Here is an 18,112-nt window from a genome sequence, read left to right as displayed (position 1 = left end):
CGCGGATGTGCGCGGGGCCCACGGGTTCAGCTCTGCGAGACGGTCTCCGGCTTCGGGGACTCGGGGGCGGACGGGGGAGCGGGGGGCTTGACCGTGCGCAGGAACAGGACGGCGGCCGTGGCGCCGACGAGCATGAGGGCTCCGCCTGCCCAGGCGTTGATGGTCATGCCGTGGGTGAAGGCGTCCTTCGCGACGTCCAGGAGGTGGCGGCCCTGGTCGGCGGGAAGGTGGGCCGCGACTTCCTTCGCGCCGCCCAGGGTGCCCTTGGCGGCATGGCGCGCGGCTGGGGGCAGGCCCGTGACGGAGCCCGCGACGTCCCGGGTGTAGATGGCGGTGCCGATGCTGCCCAGGATCGCCACGCCCAGCGCGCCGCCCAGCTGGTTGCTGGTTTCGGCAAGGGCGGACGCGGTTCCGGCGCGTTCCGGGGGAGCGGCGGAGACGATCATGTCGGCGGTGAGGGTGAGCGCGACACCGGCTCCGGCGGCCAGGACGGTCGCGCCCGTGACGACCACGGCCAGGTTCGAGTCGGCCTTGAGCTGGGTCATGATCGCGAAGCCCGCCGCGGCGATGACCAGCCCGCCGCCGATGATGTAGGCCGCGCGGACCTTCTTGGCCAGGGCCGCCGCGATGGACGTCGCGACCCCGACCGAGACCGGCGCCGGGAGCGACCAGAGGGCGGCCTTCAGCGGGCTCAGGCCGTTCACGAGCTGCAGCCACTGCGTCGAGAACAGGGCGAAGCCGACCATCGCGAACAGCGTGAAGAGGTTCACCAGGATGGACGCGCTGAAGCCGCGGTTGCGGAACAGCGCCAGGTCGATGAGCGGGTCGCGGGCCGTCCGCTGCCGGACGACGAACAGCGCGCCCGCGACGACCCCGGCGATCAGGATCGCGGTCGGCGGCCAGGAGAAGCCGTCGGTCGCCAGCTTCTTCATGCCGTAGATCATCGGCAGCACGGCCGCGAGGGAGAGCAGCGCGCCCGGCAGGTCGAAGCGCCCCGGCTTCGGGTCCCTGTACTCCGGCAGCAGGATCGGGCCGAGGACGAGCAGGACGGCCATCACCGGCAGGTTGATCAGGAAGACCGAGCCCCACCAGAACTTCTGCAGCAGCAGGCCCGACACGATCGGGCCCACGGCCGCGCCGCCGGAGAAGCCGGCCGTCCAGACGGCGATGGCCGTGCGGCGCTGGCCCGGGTCGCGGAACATGTTGCGGATCAGGGCGAGGGTGGACGGCGCCAGGACCGCGCCCGCGACGCCCATGACGGCCCGGGCGGCGATGAGCATCGCCGCGTCGCCCGCGTAGGCGGCGGCCAGGGACGCGGCGCTGAAGGCGACCGCGCCGACCAGCAGCAGGAGGCGGCGGCCGACGCGGTCGCCGAGGGTGCCCATCGTGATCAGCAGGCCGGCGAGCAGGAACGCGTAGACGTCCACGATCCACAGCTGCTGGGTGGCGCTCGGCTCCAGGGCCGCGCTGAGGAACGGCACCGCGAAGTACAGCACCGTCATGTCCATCGAGATCAGCAGGACCGGCAGGACGAGGACGGCGAGACCGATCCACTCCCTGCGACCCGCTCGTGCTTCGTTACCGGTCATACGGCCGACTCTAGATCTGTCTTATAGATTTGTCTATGACAGATTGTGTATAGGACGAGCGTCTAAGACAGATCTATGGCCGACCGGTTACACTCCCGCCATGGGACACCGGGAGGACCTGCTGGCCGGGGCGAAGCGCTGCCTGTACGAGAAGGGCTACGCCCGCACCACCGCGCGGGACATCGTGGAGGCGTCGGGCGCGAACCTGGCGTCCATCGGCTACCACTACGGCTCCAAGGAGGCGCTGCTCAACGCGGCGATCATGGCGGCGGCCGAGGAGTGGGGGCACGAGCTGGAGGCCGCGCTCGCCGACGTCGGCGACCTGCCCGCCGACCCGATCGGGCGGTTCGAGCGCACCTGGACCCGGGTGATCGAGCTGTTCGAGCGGCACCGCCCGCTGTGGAGCGCGCAGTTCGACGCGATCACCCAGCTGGACCACGTCCCGGAGGTCCGGGCGTTCTTCGCCGAGGCGCAGCAGCGCGCGCAGCGCGGCCTGGTCGTGCTGCTGCTGGACGGCGCGGAGCTGCCCGAGCGCACCGAGGCCGCGGTCGGGCAGTTCTACCACGCGCTGCTGAGCGGTGCGATGACGCAGTGGCTCATCGACCCGGACCGCGCCCCGACCGGGGCCTCACTCGCCGAGGCGCTCCGGGCGATCGTCGAGAGCGTCGGCCGCTCCTCCGACGGCCCCGCCCTCACTGTCTGACTCCTAGCCGGCGTCCGCGGCGGCCTGCTGGGCGAGGCGTCCGCGGTCGACCTTGCGGTTGGAGTTCAGCGGGAACTCGGTGACGTGCCGGAAGACGCGCGGCAGCATCCCCTCGGGCAGGTGCCGCGCCAGCTCGCGGCGCAGCGCGACGGGCGCCGTCCGCTCCCCGGTGTAGTAGACGACCAGCTCCAGCGCGCCGTCGGCGTCCGGGCGGGTGACGGTGACCGCGTTCTGCACGCCCGCGCACTGCCGGACGGCGTGGTCGACCTCGGCCAGCTCCACCCGCCAGCCGTGCACCTGCACCTGCGCGTCCAGCCGGCCGAGGTACAGCAGCTCGCCGCCCGGGAGACGGCGGACGCGGTCGCCCGTCCGGTACCAGCGGCGCCCGTCGCGCTCCAGGAACCGGCCCTCGTTGTCGGCCGGGTCGAGGTAGCCGGGCGTCATCTGCGGGCCCGCGATGCACAGCTCGCCCTCGTCGGACGATCCGTCCAGCAGGAGGACGTCGTGCCCGGGGTGGACGGCCCCGATCGGGACGACGCCGTTCACCGCCCGCGCGGACGACGCGTCCGCCGACCAGCGGTGGCCGGTGACGGTGATGGTCAGCTCGGTCGGCCCGTACAGGTTCTCGACGACGGCGTTCGGGGCGGCGGCCTGCCAGTCGGCGGCGTCCGCGCACAGCAGCGCCTCACCTGCGAAGAAGCTCCAGCGCAGCGTCGGCATCGCCCCGGGCGCCAGGCCGCCCATCTTCCGGACGAACGCGATGCCGCTCGGCGTCGAGAACCACACCGTCATCCGCCGGTCGGCGAAGAACGCCGGCATGTCCCGGTACGCGGCGGCGGGGATCGCGTGCGCGGCCGCGCCGTTACCCCAGGCGCAGAACAGCTCGAACATCGCGCAGTCGAAGTTCAGGTCGACGGTCTGGGAGAACACGTCGTCGGGGCCGAAGTCGTACCGCTCGTCCATCAGCGCGAAGTAGTGGGCGTTCGCGCCGTGCGTGATCGGCACGCCCTTCGGACGGCCCGTCGAGCCCGAGGTGAACAGGACGTACGCGACATCGGACGCCGCGACCGCGCGCGGCTCCGCCAGCGGTGTCCCGCCCGGCGCGAGGACGGGCAGGTCGAGGCCGGTGCCGGCCAGCGCCGCGCGCCCGTCCTCGTCCGCGATCACCAGGGACGCGCCGGACACCTCCAGCATGTACCGGGTGCGCTCGGCCGGGAACCGCGGGTTCAGCGGGACGACCGCCGCGCCCGAGTACAGCGCCGCCAGCAGCCCGACATACGCGGTCAGGTTCTTGGACGCCAGGACCGCCACCGCACGCGGCGAACCGTGCGCGGCGATCGCGCCCGCCTGGCGCAGCGCCGCTTCGTGCGTCTCCGCGTAGGTGAGGCTCCCGTCGTCGGCGCGGATCGCGGTCCGGTCCGGCGCGAGCGCCAGGCCGCGCAGGAACCTCTCGTGCAGCCCGCTCCCCGCTACGGGTGTCCGGGTCATTGCTCCTCCTCCGAGAAAAGGGGTGTCTAAGGGGTGTCGGCCGCCGGAGAGCGGGACCTAGGTTGTGGTCGTCGCAGACCATTCGGTGAACGCCGGGAAAATCAGGGGAGCCCGCATGTGGGACGAGCCGTTCGAGCAGATCCTCCGCAAACACCTTCCGCTGCTGGGGCCGGACGAGGAATTCTCCGCCGACCTTGGCCTGCATGACTTCGGGCTCGATTCCATGGGAATGGTCGCGCTGCTTTCCGGGCTGGAGGACGCGTACGGCGTCCGGTTCGTGGACGACGCCCTCGACGTCGCCAACTTCGCCACCCCCGCGACCCTCTGGAAGACCCTCGCCGCCCTGCGCTGACCGCGCTTAAAGACCCGCGCGGCCCTGCGCCGACCGCGCCGGACGCCTCGGAGACCGCTATGCGATCGCGCTGCGCCGGCGCGGTCGCATCGCCGTTTCCGGCTTGACCGCGACCACCTCGAACGACCGGGTCATCACGTCCACCCGGCCCCACAGCGCGTCCTGGCCCGCGACGACGACCCGCGAGACGTCCATGCCGCGCAGCGTCGCCACCACGTCCGGCCACCGGACGGTCCGGGTGACCGCGTCCAGCAGCAGCGTCCGCACACCCTCGGCCGTCCGGACCAGCGAGCCGTCGTGGTCCGACACGATCGGGATGCGCGGGTCGCTGAACGGGACGTCCGCGAGCACCTCGGCGGCGATCTCCGCGCGCAGCTCGGCGAACGCGGTGGAGTGCATCGGCGGGCGCATCACGTACAGCGGCAGGCCGCCGGCCGAGCGGATCCGCGCCTGGAGCCAGTCCAGGACGTCCTCGCGCACCGACAGCATGTGGAAGTCGTCGTCGACGTGGCAGGCGACCTCGTTCCACTCGCCCTGCGCGTCCAGCTCGGCGCGGATCTCGGCCAGGTGGTCGAGCCCGACGCGGGCGAACGACTGGGTCGCGATGTCGCGGTGCGCATGCTCGAAGTAGGCGTCCACACGGCGGCCCCACTCGGCGGTCAGCGCGATGGCCTCGGCGAACGGGACGGCGCCGGCGAACACGGCCGCGGCCGTCCCGCCGAAGCTGGCGCCGGCGCAGGCGACCGGCTCCAGGTCGTGCTCGGCGACCGCCCAGTCGGCCAGCGCCAGGCACGCGACCAGGAACGCGATCCGCGCGGACTCGGGGTAGGCGCCCTGGTCACCGCGCGCCTCGGCCTCGCGGTAGCGGGCCAGCAGCGGGTAGCCGAGCACCCGGCCGGCCTCGGCGACCAGCGGGCGCGCGGACGGGCTGGCGGCCAGGAAGCGGGCCGCGTCGGCGAACCGCGTCGGGCCGATTCCGGGAAAGACGATCGCCGACATCTTTTCAATTCCCTTTTCGTTGCGTAACATCCGGAAGTCCATTGCCGGACGTCCATTCAGGCGGTCAGTCTCGCCGGGCCTCCGAGCGGCCGATAACCCCTAACGCCCCCTAACCCCGCCCGCCCGCTATTAGGGGTGGTTGTGGCCCCGGGAACGGCCCTGTTAGAAAGCTCCTTGTATTGAATGGCGAAGGCCGAATCGGAGGGTGGGCATGAGCCCGAATGGAGCACGTCCGGCCCGGGCGCACGCATCGGTGGACAACCTGCGGAGCTACCTGCTGGCCGCCGCGCGGACCGCCCCGGAGCGGCCGGCCGTGATCCAGCCCGCGCCGGAGGGCGGCATCGAGACCGTCACCTACGGCGAGCTGGAGCGCCGCGCCGACACCCTCGCCGCCGACCTCGACACGCTCGGCCTGGACGTCGGCGACCGGGTGGTCCTGGAGGCCGACAACGGCGCGGACGCCGTCGCGGCGCTGCTCGCCTGCGCGACGGTCGGGCTGCCGTTCATCCCGGCCAGCCCCGAGACCCCGGACGAGCGGCTCCAGACGATCATCAAGAGCGCCGAGCCCGCCCTGCACCTCCAGTCCGCGCACGGCACCCGCGCCAGCATCCCCGAGACCGTCGGCACCGCCCGCTTCGGTGCGGGCGCGGACGGCCTGACCGTCGAGCGCGCGCCCGAGCGGCGCGTCCGCCGCCGCCGCGCGGTCACGCCGGTCGACACCGCCTACATCATCTTCACCTCGGGCACCACGGGCCGCCCCAAGGGCGTGGTGATGAGCCACCGCAGCGTCATCGCGTTCCTGCGCGGCGCCGAGGCCGAGCACCTGATCGGCGCCGACGACCGGGTGGCCAGCACCTCGCCGCTCCAGTTCGACTTCGCGCTGTTCGACATCGGGTTCGCGCTCAGCCACGGCGCGGCGCTGGTCCCGGTCCCGCGGGACCGGCTGAGCTGGCCGCGCCGGTTCGCCGCGCACCTGCGCGACACCGGGACGACGCAGGTCAACGGCGTGCCGTCGATCTGGCGCCCGGTGCTGAAGCACGACCCGGGCGTGCTGGCCGAGCTGGGCGAGAACGGCCTGCGCGGCATCCTGTTCTCCGGCGAGGACTTCCCGCTGGACGAGCTGCGCGGCGTCCAGGAGCTGCTGCCGAAGGTCCGCTTCACCAACGCCTACGGCGCGACCGAGACGATGGCCGCCTCCTTCACCGACGTCGCCAACCCGCTGCCCGAGGACACCGCGCGCCTGTCGATCGGGCACGCCTTCGCCGGGGCGGAGATGACGCTCATCGGCCCGGACGGCGAGGCCGTGGACGAGCCGGGCGAGGTCGGCGAGATCCACCTGCACACCCCGTCGCTGTTCTCCGGCTACTGGGACGACCCGGAGGCCACCCGGCGCGCCGTTGTCCCCGACCCGCTCGACCCGCGCTCGGGACGCGTCGTGTTCAAGTCCGGCGACCTGGCCTCCCGCGGCCCGGGCGGCGAGCTGTACTTCCGCGGCCGCGCCGACTCGCAGGTGCAGATCCGCGGCAACCGGGTCGAGCTGGGCGAGATCGAGCGCCGCATCGGCGCGTTCCCCGGCGTCACCGGCGCGGTCGCGCTGCTGGTGCCGCGCCCGGACGACGACCCGCGGCTGCACGCGTTCGTCACGCACCGCCCGGACGCCGCGCCCGCGACCCGGGACCTGGTGGCGTTCTGCCGCGCCGCGCTGCCCGGCTACATGATCCCGCAGGGCGTGCACGTCGTGCCGGAGTTCCCGCTGACCACGAACGGCAAGGTGGACCGCGCCGCGCTGACCGCGCTCGCGGCGTCCTGACCCGCTCGCCTCCGAACCCGATCACCTCTGACCTTGCGGAGTTCACACATGACCGAGCCGGGGACCGCCGCGCTGCTGGACCTCGTGCTGGCACAGGCCGCCGCCGTGCTGCGCGACGCCGATCCGGACGCCCACGACGGCCGCGCCGCCGCCGTGGCCGCCGACCGCCCGTTCCTCGAAGCGGGCCTGGACTCGCTCGGCCTCGTCCAGCTGCACCGGCGGCTCAGTGCCGAGCTGGCCGAGGCGCTGGCCGGACGCCCCGGCGCCGAGCTGCCCGTCACGATCGGCTTCGACCACCCGACGCCGTCCGCGCTGGCCCGGCACCTGGCCGCCGTCCTCGGCGGCACCGCCGACGAGCCCGACGAGCCGGCCGCGACGCGGACCGCCCTGGACGAGCCGATCGCGATCGTCGGCATCGGCTGCCGGTTCCCCGGCGGCGTCACCGGCCCGGACGACCTGTGGCGGCTGCTCGACGGCGGCACGCACGTGCTCACCGACTTCCCCGCCGACCGCGGCTGGGACCTGGACCGGCTCTACGACCCCGACCCGTCCGCGTCCGGCGCGAGCTACGTGCGGCGCGGCGGGTTCATGCCGGACGCCGCCGACTTCGACGCCGGGTTCTTCCAGATCGGGCCCAAGGAGGCCCTGGCGATGGACCCCCAGCAGCGGCTGCTGCTGGAGACCTGCTGGGAGGCGCTGGAGCGCGCCGGGATCGACCCCGGCCGCCTGCGCGGCACCCCGTCCGGCGTGTTCATCGGCGTCGAGCCGCACGAGTACGGCCCGCGCACGCACGAGGCCCCGGAGGGTCTCGACGGCTACGTCATGGCGGGCAACCTGCCGAGCGTGGTGTCCGGACGCGTCGCCTACACCCTCGGCCTCGAAGGCCCGACCCTGACGGTCGACACCGCGTGCTCGGGGTCGCTGACCGCGCTGCACCTGGCCGTCCAGTCGCTGCGGCGCGGCGAGTGCGGCCTGGCGCTGGCCGGCGGCGTCACCGTGATCTCCAGCCCGGGCACGTTCACCACCTTCAGCCGCCAGCGCGGCTTGGCGCAGGACGGACGGATCAAGGCGTTCGCCGCGTCCGCCGACGGCACCTGCTTCGCCGAGGGTGTCGGCGTGTTCGTGCTGGCCAGGCTGTCGGACGCGGTCCGAGAGGGCCATCCGGTGCTCGCCGTCGTGCGCGGCACCGCGATCAACCAGGACGGCGCGTCCAACGGCCTGACCGCGCCCAACGGCCTCGCCCAGCAGCGCGTGATCCGCGCCGCGCTCGCCGACGCCGGGCTCACCCCCGGCGAGGTGGACGCGGTCGAGGCGCACGGTACCGGCACGACTCTCGGCGACCCGATCGAGGGCCGCGCGATCGTCAACGTCTACGGGCGCGGCCGCACCCCGGACGCGCCGCTGCGCCTCGGCTCGGTCAAGACCAACATCGGGCACACCGGCGCCGCGGCCGGCGCCGCGGGCGTGATCAAGATGGTGCTCGCGATGCGGAACGGCGTCCTGCCCCGCACCCTGCACGTGGACGAGCCGACCCCGCACGTCGACTGGTCGGCCGGGACCGTCCGGCTGCTCACCGAGCCGTCCCCCTGGGAGCCGGGGGAGGCGCCGCGCCGCGCGGGCGTCTCGTCGTTCGGCGCGAGCGGCACCAACGCGCACGTCATCATCGAGGAACCGCCCGCCCGGGACGTGCCCGCTCAGGACGTGCCGGAGTCGGTGCAGGACGACCGGATCCTCCCGGTGCAGGACGAACGGATCGTCCCGGTCGTCCTCTCGGCGCAGGGCGAGGACGCGCTGCGCGGCCAGGCCGAACGGCTCCTGACCGTCCTGGACGACACGACCCCGCTCGACCTGGCCTTCTCTGCCGCGACGACCCGCGCCGCCCTCCGCGACCGCGCGGCGATCGTCGCCGCCGACAAGGACGAGCTGCGCCGCGCCCTGACCGCCCTCGCCGCCGGCGAGACCGCGTCCGCCCTGGTCACCGGCTCGACGCTCGCCGACCAGGGCCGGACCGCGTTCCTGTTCACCGGCCAGGGCAGCCAGCGGCTCGGCATGGGCCGCGAGCTGGTCCGCGCCTTCCCGGCGTTCGCCAAGGCGCTGCAGGACGCCGCCGACCACCTCGACGTCCACCTGGACGAGCCGCTCGGCGACGTGCTGTTCGCCGAGCCGGGCAGCCCGCAGGACGGCCTGCTCGACCAGACCCGGTACGCGCAGGCCGCGCTGTTCGCGATCGAGGTCGCGCTGTTCCGGCTCCTGGAGTCGTGGGGCGTCACGCCCGACTACCTGCTCGGCCACTCCATCGGTGAGATCGCCGCCGTGCACTGCGCCGGGGTGCTGACCCTCGCCGACGCCGCGCTCCTCGTGGGCGCGCGCGGGGAGCTGATGCAGGAGCTTCCGTCCGGCGGCGCGATGGTCGCCGTCCAGGCCACCGAGGACGAGGTCGCGCCCTACCTCACCGACCGCGTGGGAATCGCGGCGGTGAACGGCCCGACGTCGGTCGTGCTGTCCGGCGATGAAGAGCCGGTGCTGGCCGTCGCCGCGCGCTTCGCCGAGCAGGGCCGCAAGACCCGCCGCCTGCGCGTCTCGCACGCCTTCCACTCGGTCCTGATGGACCCGATGCTCGACACCTTCCGCGGCATCGCGGAGACCCTGGAGTACGCGCCGCCGCGCGTGCCGGTCGTGTCGAACCTGACCGGCGAGCCGGTCGAGTCGTACGACGCCGGGTACTGGGTGCGGCACGTCCGCGAGGCCGTCCGGTTCGCCGACGGGATGCGGCGGCTGGACGAGGCGGGCGTCACCACCTACCTCGAACTCGGGCCCGACGCCGTCCTGTCCGCGCTCGGCCGAGACTGCCTGGACGGCGACGCGGCGGACGCCGCCGCCTTCGTCCCGCTCCTGCGCGACGGGCACGGCGAGGAGCGGCAGGCCGTCACGGCGCTCGGGCTCGCGCACGCGCGCGGCGTCGCCGTCGACTGGGACGGCTTCTTCGCCGGGCGCGGCGCGCGCCGCGTCGCCCTGCCCACCTACGCCTTCCAGCGCCGCCGCTACTGGCTGGACGCCGGGGACCGTCCCGGCGCGGTCGGGCACCCGCTGCTCGACACGGCCGTCAGCCTCGCGGGCAGCGACGGCCTGGTGCTTACTGGACGTCTGTCCCCGCGCTCGCAGACCTGGCTCGCCGACCATGTCATCGGCGGCTCGCTCGTCCTGCCCGGAACCGCGTTCGTCGAGCTGGCGATCCGCGCCGGGGACGAGGCGGGCCACCCCGTCCTGGACGAGCTGACCCTCGAAGCGCCGCTGCCGCTCGCAGCCGACGCGACCACCGAGATCCAGGTCGTCGTCGGCGCGGCCGACGCCACCGAACGCCGCCCGGTCGAGATCTTCTCCCGACCGGCCGGCGCCGACGGCCCGTGGACGCGGCACGCCTCCGGGCTGCTCGCCGAGGAGTCCGAAGCCGTCCCGAACGAGCTGACCCAGTGGCCGCCCGCCGACGCCGAGCCGCTCGACGTGACCGGCCTCTACGAGCGGCAGGCCGAGCAGGGCTACGCCTACGGGCCCGCGTTCCAGAACGTCCGCGCGGCTTGGCGGCGCGGGGACGAGGTGTTCGCCGAAGTCGCCCTCAACGGCGAGGGCGACCGCTTCGGCCTGCACCCGGCGCTGCTGGACGCGTCGCTGCACGCCGCCGAGGGCCCGGACGACGGCCAGGTGCGGTTGCCGTTCGCCTGGGTCGGCGTCGAGCTGCACGCGTCCGGCGCGTCGTCGGTCCGCGTCCGCGTCGCGCCGGCCGGACCGGACGCGGTGTCGGTGGACCTCACCGACGACACCGGGGCGCCGGTCGCCACGGTCCGCTCGCTGGTCCAGCGGCCCGTGAACACGGACGGTCTGCGTGCTACGGCCAAGCGCGGCGGCGACCTGCTGCGCGTCGAATGGACCGCGCTGCGCGTCCCCGACACGACGGCCGACGACATCGAGATCGCCCACGTCCCCGAGCGCTTCGACGGCACGCCCGCCGAAGCGGCGCAGGCCGCGACGCTGCACGTCCTCGAACTGATCCAGAGCGCGCTGCGCGATGACGCCCGCCTCGCGATCGTCACCCGGAACGCCATCGCGAGTATGGTGCTCGCGCCTGTCTGGGGGCTCGTCCGCGCGGCGCAGTCGGAGAACCCCGACCGCTTCGTCCTGGTCGACACCGACCGCGAGGTTCCCGAGCACGAGATCAGGGCCGCGATCGCCACGGGCGAGCCGCAACTCGCCTTCCGCGACGGCGAGGTCAGCGTGCCGCGCCTCGCCCGGGTGCCCGCACAGGACGGCCCGTCCCCGTGGACCCCGGACGGCACCGTCCTGATCACCGGCGGGACGGGCGGCCTCGGCGGCCTGGTCGCCCGGCACCTGGTCACCGAGCACGGCGTCCGGCACCTCCTGCTCACCGGACGGCGCGGACCTGACGCGCCCGGCGCGTCCGACCTCGCCGCCGACCTGACCGCGCTCGGCGCGCACGTCACGATCGCCGCCTGCGACGTCGCCGACCGCGACGCGCTCGCCGCGCTGCTCGAAGCGGTCCCCGCCGAGCATCCGCTGACCGGCGTCGTCCACACGGCCGGGGTCGTCGCGGACGGCCTCGCCGGATCGCTCACTGCCGAGCAGGTCGCAACGGTCTTCCGCGGCAAGGCGGACGGCGCGTGGCACCTGCACGAGCTGACCCGCGACCTGCCCCTGACGGCGTTCGTGCTGTTCTCGTCCGCCGCCGGAACCCTGGAGTCGGCCGGGCAGGGCAACTACGCCGCCGCGAACGCCTTCCTCGACGCCCTCGCCGCGCACCGCGCCGAAACCGGCCTGCCCGCGACGTCCCTGGCCTGGAACCTGTGGGCGGGCGACGTCGGCATGGGCGCCCTGCTGGACGAGGTCACCCTCCGCCGCGCCGAGCGGTCCGGCCTGCCCGCGCTCGGCCCCGAGGAGAACCTCGCCCTGCTCGACCGGGCGCTCCGGACCGACGTGCCCGCGCTGGTCCCGCTGCGCTTCGACGCCGCCGCGCTCCGGACCCGTCCGGACGGCGTGCCGCCGATGCTGCGCGGCCTCGTCCGCGCACCCGCCCGCCGGGCCGCCTCGGCCACGCGGGCCCCCGGAACCGGGACGCTCGCCGACCGTCTCGACGGGAAGTCCGAGGCCGACCGCGACCGGATCGTCCTGGACCTCGTGCGCGGACGCGTCGCCTCCGTCCTCGGCCACGACGGCGCGTCCGCGGTCGACCCGCGCCGTGCCTTCAGCGACCTCGGCTTCGACTCGCTGGCCGCCGTCGAGCTGCGCAACGCGCTCGGCACCGCGACCGGCCTCCGCCTCACCTCCACGCTGATCTTCGACCACCCGACGCCGCGCGCCCTCGCCGACCACCTGCTGGAGAAGGTCCGGGGCGCCGCCAAGCCCGCGCGCACCGAGCGTCCGGCCCGGACGACCGCGGACGAGCCGATCGCGATCGTCGGGATGGCGTGCCGCTACCCCGGCGGCGTCACCTCACCCGCCGAGCTGTGGGACCTGGTCGCGGGCGGCACCGACGCGATCAGCGGGTTCCCCACCGACCGCGGCTGGGACATGGACGAGATCTACGACCCCGAGCCCGGCCGGTTCGGCACCACCTACGTCCGCGAGGGCGGCTTCCTGCACGACGCCGCCGACTTCGACCCGGGGTTCTTCGGCGTCAGCCCGAAGGAGGCCCTCGCGATGGACCCCCAGCAGCGGCTGCTGCTGGAGACCAGCTGGGAGGCCCTGGAGCGCGCCGGGATCGACCCGGCGAGCCTGCGCGGCAGCGCCACCGGCGTGTTCGCCGGCGTGATGTACCACGACTGGGCGCTGCGCCTAGGCAGCATCCCCGAGGACGTCGCGGGCTTCATCGGCAACGGCAGCGCGGGCAGCGTCGCGTCCGGACGCGTCGCCTACACCCTCGGCCTGGAGGGCCCGGCCGTCACCGTCGACACCGCGTGCTCGTCCTCGCTGGTCGCGCTGCACTGGGCCGTCCAGGCGCTGCGGACCGGCGAGTGCGGGCTGGCGCTCGCGGGCGGCGTGACCGTGATGGCCACGCCCGAGACGTTCGTGGACATGAGCCTGCAGAGCGGCCTGGCCGCGGACGGGCGCTGCAAGGCGTTCGGCGCCGCCGCCGACGGCACCGGCTGGGGCGAGGGCGCGGGCATGCTCCTGCTCGAACGCCTCTCCGACGCCAAGCGCAACGGCCACCCGATCCTCGCGGTCGTGCGCGGCAGCGCGGTCAACCAGGACGGCGCGTCCAACGGGCTGACCGCGCCGAACGGGCCGTCCCAGCAGCGCGTCATCCGGCAGGCGCTCGCGGTCGGCGGGCTCACCCCCGCCGACGTGGACGCCGTCGAGGGCCACGGCACCGGCACCGCGCTCGGCGACCCGATCGAGGCGCAGGCGCTCATGGCCACCTACGGGCAGGACCGCGCGGGCGACGACCCGCTGTGGCTCGGCTCGGTGAAGTCCAACATCGGGCACACCCAGGCCGCCGCCGGCGTCGCGGGCGTGATCAAGATGGTCGAGGCGATGCGGCACGGCACCCTGCCGCGCACGCTGCACGCCGACGAGCCGTCCCCGCACATCGACTGGACCGAGGGCGCCGTCGAGACGCTCACCGAGGCCCGGCCGTGGCCCGCCCTCGGGCGCCCGCGCCGCGCCGGCGTGTCCTCGTTCGGTGTCAGCGGCACCAACGCGCACGTCGTGCTGGAGGAGGCGCCGCCCGCCGCGGTGCCCGAAACGCGCGGCGACCGTCCGCCGGTCGTGCCGCTGAACCTGTCGGCGGCCTCGCCCGGCGCTCTTCGCGACCAGGCCGCGCAGATCGCGTCGCTGCTCCGCAGCGACGCAGACGAGCTGGACGTGGCCGCCTCGCTCGTCCGCGGCCGTGCCGCGCTGGCGCAGCGGGCCGTGATCGTCGATGCCGACCGCGACGGCCTGCTCGCCGGGCTCGACGCGCTCGCCGCGGGCGAGAAGTCCGACACCGTCGTGCGCGGCACGCCGCGCGGCGACGACCGGGCCGTGTTCGTCTTCCCCGGCCAGGGCTCGCAGTGGCAGGGCATGGGCGTCGAGCTGCTGGAGCACTCGCCCGCCTTCGCCGCCCGCCTCAACGAATGCGCCAAGGCCCTCGAACCCTACGTCGAGTGGGACCTGCTCGACGTGCTGCGCGGCGCGGACGGCGCGCCCTCGCTCGACGCCGTGGACGTCGTCCAGCCCGTCCTGTGGGCGGTGATGGTGTCGCTGGCCGAGGCGTGGCGCGCGGCCGGGGTCGAGCCGTCCGCCGTCGTCGGGCACTCGCAGGGCGAGATCGCCGCCGCCTGCGTCGCGGGTGGCCTGTCCCTGGAGGACGGCGCGCGCGTCGTCGCCCTCCGGAGCCGGATCATCGGCCGCGAACTCGCCGGGAGCGGCGGCATGATGTCGGTCGCGCTGCCCGCCGACCGCATCGCCGAGCACCTCGCCGCCTGGGACGGACGCCTCCAGCTCGCCGTCGTCAACGGCCCCGGGTCGGCCGTCGTCGCCGGGCACCCCGACGCCCTGGACGAGCTGAAGGCCCGCCTCGAAGCCGACGACGTGCGCGTCCGGCGCATCCCGGTCGACTACGCCTCGCACTCGGCGTTCGTCGAGCAGATCCGCGACAGCATCCTCACCGAACTGGACGGCCTCGCCCCGAGGACGGCGTCCGTGCCGTTCTACTCGACCGTCACCGCCGCGCCGCTCGACACCGCCGGCCTGGACGCCGAGTACTGGTACACCAACCTGCGGCAGACCGTCCGGTTCGAGGAGACCACGCGGGCGCTGCTCGCCGACGGCTTCGAGATCTTCGTCGAGGCAAGCCCGCACCCCGGGCTGCTGCTCGGCCTGGAGCAGACCGCCGACGACGCCGGGGCGAGCCCCGCGCTCATCGGCACGCTCCGCCGCGACGAGGGCGGGCCGCGCCGCTTCACCACCGCGCTCGCCGAGGCCTACGTGCGCGGCGCGACGGTCGACTGGGAGACCGTGTTCGCCGGCACCGGCGCCCGCCGCGTGGACCTGCCGACCTACCCGTTCCAGCGCAAGCGCTACTGGCTGGACGTCCCGGAGCGGACCGGCGACGCGTCCGGCATCGGGCAGGTCGCGGCCGGGCACCCGCTGCTCGGTGCCGCCGTCCCGGTCGCCGGGACCGGGGGAGTGCTGCTCACCGGCCGCCTCTCGCTCGCCGCGCAGCCCTGGCTCGCGGACCACGTCGTCGGCGGGAACGCGATGTTCCCCGGCACCGGGTTCGTCGAGCTGGCCGTACGGGCCGGGGACGAGGCCGGACGCGGACGCGTCGCCGACCTGACCCTGGAGGCCCCGCTCGTCCTGCCCGAGCGCGGCGGCGTGGCGATCCAGGTCGCCGTCGACGCCGGCCTGCGCACGGTCACGATCCACTCCCGTCCCGAGGACGCCCCGGCCGACCGCCCCTGGACCCGGCACGCCGTCGGACGCCTTGCCGACGCCGCCGCCGAACCCGCCACCGACGCCGTAGCCGCCGCCGAGGCCGTGGTGTGGCCGCCCGAGAATGCCGAACCGATCGACCTGACCGGCTTCTACGAGGGGACGGACGGCCTCGCCTACGGCCCGGTGTTCCAGGGGATGCGCGCCGCCTGGCGTGCAGGCGACGAGGTCTTCGCCGATCTCGTCCTGGACGCCGATCCGGGCGGCTTCGGCCTGCACCCGGCCCTGCTGGACGCCGCGCTGCACGCCACCGCGCTGCTTGCCGACGACCCCGGCCGCGTCACCCTCCCGTTCGCCTGGACGGGCATCGACCTGCACGCCACCGGAGCCGCCGCGCTCCGCCTGCGGATGACGAAGCTCGGCGAGGACGAGGTGGCACTGCGCCTCACCGACACCTCCGGACGCGTCGTCGCCACGGTCGAGTCGCTCGTGCTGCGGCCCGCCGCGTCCGCCGGAACCGACACCACCCACGACGCGCTGTTCGAGCTGACCTGGACCCCAGCTGAAACGACCGCCGCAACACCGGCCTCGGTCGTGTACCGGAGCACGCCCGGGACGAGCGCCGAGGCCGTCCACGCCGAGACCCTTTCGGCGCTGGAGCGGATCCAGTCGTGGCTGGCGGACGACCGGGACGACGCCGTCCTCGCCGTCGTCACGCGCGGCGCGGTCCAGGTCCGCGACGAGGACGTCACCGACCTCGCCGGCGCCGCCGTCTGGGGCCTCGTCCGCAGCGCGCAGACCGAGAACCCGGGCCGGATCGTCCTCATCGACTCCGACTCCGACTCAGACACCGACTCCGACACCGATCTGGAAACCGCGCTGGCGACTGGCGAACCGCAGATCGCGGTGCGCTCTGGCGTGCCGTACCGTCCGCGCCTTACTCGCGTCGCGGGGGAGCGGACCGGCAAGCCCGCCAGCGCCTTCGGCCCCGGGACGGTCCTGATCACCGGCGGCACCGGGACGCTCGGCGCGCTCGTCGCCCGGCACCTGGTCACCGCGCACGGCGTCACCGACCTGCTGCTCACCAGCCGCCGCGGCCCGGACGCCCCCGGCGCGTCCGACCTGGCGGACGCGCTGACCGAACTCGGCGCGCGCGTGGAGATCGCCTCCTGCGACGCCGCCGACCGCGAGGCCCTCGCGTCCCTGCTCAAGGGCCGCACGCTCAGCGGCGTCGTGCACACGGCGGGCGTCCTGGACGACGGCATCCTCGCCTCGCTGACGCCCGAGCGGCTCGCCGCCGTCCTGCGGCCCAAGGCGGACGCGGCGCTCCACCTGCACGACCTCACCGCCGACCAGGACCTGACCGCGTTCGTCCTGTTCTCCTCGGCCGCAGGCGTCACCGGAGGCGCGGGCCAGGCCAACTACGCCGCCGCCAACGCCTTCCTCGACGGCCTGGCCGCGCACCGCCGCGCGAACGGTCTGCCCGCGCAATCCCTCGCCTGGGGCCTGTGGGCCGAGGCCAGCGGCATGACCGGCGCGCTCGACGACACCGATCTCGCCCGCATGAAGCGCGATGGCGTCCTGCCGATCGCGTCCGAGGACGGCCTGGCCCTGCTGGACGCCGCCGGAGCGCTCGACCGCGCGTTCCTCGCGCCCGTCCGGCTCGACCTGACCGGAATGTCCCGCGCGGACGTCCCGTACCCGCTGCGCGACCTCGTCCGCGGCCCGGCCCGCCGCGTCGTGGACACCGCGACCGCCGCCGAACCCGCCGGCGGCTGGCGCGACCGGCTGGCGGCGATGTCCCCGGCCCGCCGCGAGCAGGCGCTGCTGGACGCCGTCCGCGCCCAGGCCGCCGCGACCCTCGGCTACGGCGGTCCCGGCGAGGTCGACCCCGAGCGGTCCTTCCGCGACATGGGCTTCGACTCGCTCGCCGCCGTCCAGTTCCGCAACGGCCTCGGCGAGACCGTCGGCGAGCGCCTCCCCGCGACCCTCGTCTTCGACCACCCCACGGCCCTCGCCCTGACCCGCCACCTCCTGGACGAGCTGTTCCCCGAGGCCCCCGAGCCCGCGCACGCGTCCGCGCCCGCCGCGGAGCCGGAGCCCGACCCGACCGAAGAGTTCCAGACGATGAGCGTGGCCGACCTGCTGCGCGCCGCGCAACGATCAGGAGAGAGCGCATGACCGAGCTGCTGGAACACACCGGACAGCGCGTGTACCCCACCGACCAGGAGTTGCTGCACCGGGTGCTGACGCCCTACCGGGCCAAGCGGTGCGAGTACCTGACCTCGATCGAGATCACCCTCAGCGGCGACCCGCTCGACGGCGGGCGGCTGGTCGGGGCCTGCACCTTCGAGATCCCCGAGTCCTGCTACATCGACGACACCGGGCACTTCAACTCGGTCGAGTTCAACATCTGCTTCAACCAGATGGCCTACTACCTGATGGCCAAGGCGGTGAAGGAGTCGATGATCGAGCCGTTCTCGCGCTGGACGCTGGAGGAGTTCTGGCACCGGCAGCTCGGCGACGTGTTCATCACCGACTTCAAGAGCGCGTTCCGCGCGTCCATGCGCGGCCGGTTCTTCCACGGCGAGATCGAGGTCGCCGACATCGCCGAGTGGGACGGCAACGACCTGCGCGACCCGCTGGTGATCCTGCGGACCAAGTGCCGCTACTGGGACGAGCACGGCGGCGACAGCCACGGCGAGGTCGCCGCCGCCATCACCAACCCGCCCGCGATCTGACCGGAG

8 protein-coding genes are annotated in these 18,112 nt (G+C 74.5%); 5 read left to right on the top strand and 3 right to left on the bottom strand.

Annotated features, from left to right (window positions below; genetic code table 11):
- Window positions 1–26: 26 nt before the first annotated feature.
- Window positions 27–1,589 (bottom strand): MFS transporter, encoded by a 1,563-nt coding sequence (locus tag FHU30_RS39870; protein WP_253882900.1) that lies wholly within the window; start codon window positions 1,587–1,589, stop codon window positions 27–29.
- 100 nt (window positions 1,590–1,689) lie between these two features.
- Here FHU30_RS39870 and FHU30_RS39865 point away from each other — a divergent pair, with 100 nt between their 5' ends.
- The gene (locus FHU30_RS39865; RefSeq protein ID WP_253882899.1) at window positions 1,690–2,292 is read left to right on the top strand and encodes a TetR/AcrR family transcriptional regulator; all 603 of its coding nucleotides are present in this window, start codon (window positions 1,690–1,692) and stop codon (window positions 2,290–2,292) included.
- 3 nt (window positions 2,293–2,295) lie between these two features.
- Here the strand turns inward: FHU30_RS39865 and FHU30_RS39860 are convergent, their stop codons facing one another.
- On the bottom strand, window positions 2,296–3,780 hold the full coding sequence (locus FHU30_RS39860; RefSeq protein WP_253882898.1) for an AMP-binding protein: 1,485 nt from the start codon (window positions 3,778–3,780) through the stop codon (window positions 2,296–2,298).
- A gap of 115 nt (window positions 3,781–3,895) precedes the next feature.
- Here FHU30_RS39860 and FHU30_RS39855 point away from each other — a divergent pair, with 115 nt between their 5' ends.
- Window positions 3,896–4,132: an acyl carrier protein gene (locus tag FHU30_RS39855; RefSeq protein WP_253882897.1), complete on the top strand. Its 237-nt coding sequence runs from the start codon at window positions 3,896–3,898 to the stop codon at window positions 4,130–4,132.
- Between the two features lie 57 nt (window positions 4,133–4,189).
- Here the strand turns inward: FHU30_RS39855 and FHU30_RS39850 are convergent, their stop codons facing one another.
- Window positions 4,190–5,131, bottom strand: a complete 942-nt coding sequence (locus tag FHU30_RS39850) for an ACP S-malonyltransferase (protein WP_253882896.1) — start codon at window positions 5,129–5,131, stop codon at window positions 4,190–4,192.
- A gap of 211 nt (window positions 5,132–5,342) precedes the next feature.
- Here FHU30_RS39850 and FHU30_RS39845 point away from each other — a divergent pair, with 211 nt between their 5' ends.
- The 3 genes from FHU30_RS39845 to FHU30_RS39835 are packed head-to-tail and all read left to right on the top strand — an operon-like array spanning window position 5,343 to window position 18,106.
- Entirely contained in the window at window positions 5,343–6,941 is a 1,599-nt protein-coding gene (locus tag FHU30_RS39845; protein ID WP_253882895.1) for an AMP-binding protein, read from the top strand.
- A 48-nt stretch (window positions 6,942–6,989) separates the two neighbouring features.
- On the top strand, window positions 6,990–17,546 hold the full coding sequence (locus tag FHU30_RS39840) for a type I polyketide synthase (RefSeq protein WP_253882894.1): 10,557 nt from the start codon (window positions 6,990–6,992) through the stop codon (window positions 17,544–17,546).
- Window positions 17,543–18,106 (top strand): FcoT family thioesterase, encoded by a 564-nt coding sequence (locus FHU30_RS39835; protein WP_253882893.1) that lies wholly within the window; start codon window positions 17,543–17,545, stop codon window positions 18,104–18,106. Before FHU30_RS39840 ends, FHU30_RS39835 begins: the two co-directional genes overlap by 4 nt.
- The last annotated feature ends 6 nt before the right edge of the window (window positions 18,107–18,112 follow it).

The sequence above is a fragment of the Actinomadura rupiterrae genome, assembly GCF_024172125.1.
In the GTDB taxonomy this organism is placed as follows: Bacteria; Actinomycetota; Actinomycetes; order Streptosporangiales; family Streptosporangiaceae; genus Spirillospora; species Spirillospora rupiterrae.
Note: the sequence above shows the minus strand (reverse complement) of the source record. Positions and strands in the feature narration are given on the sequence as shown.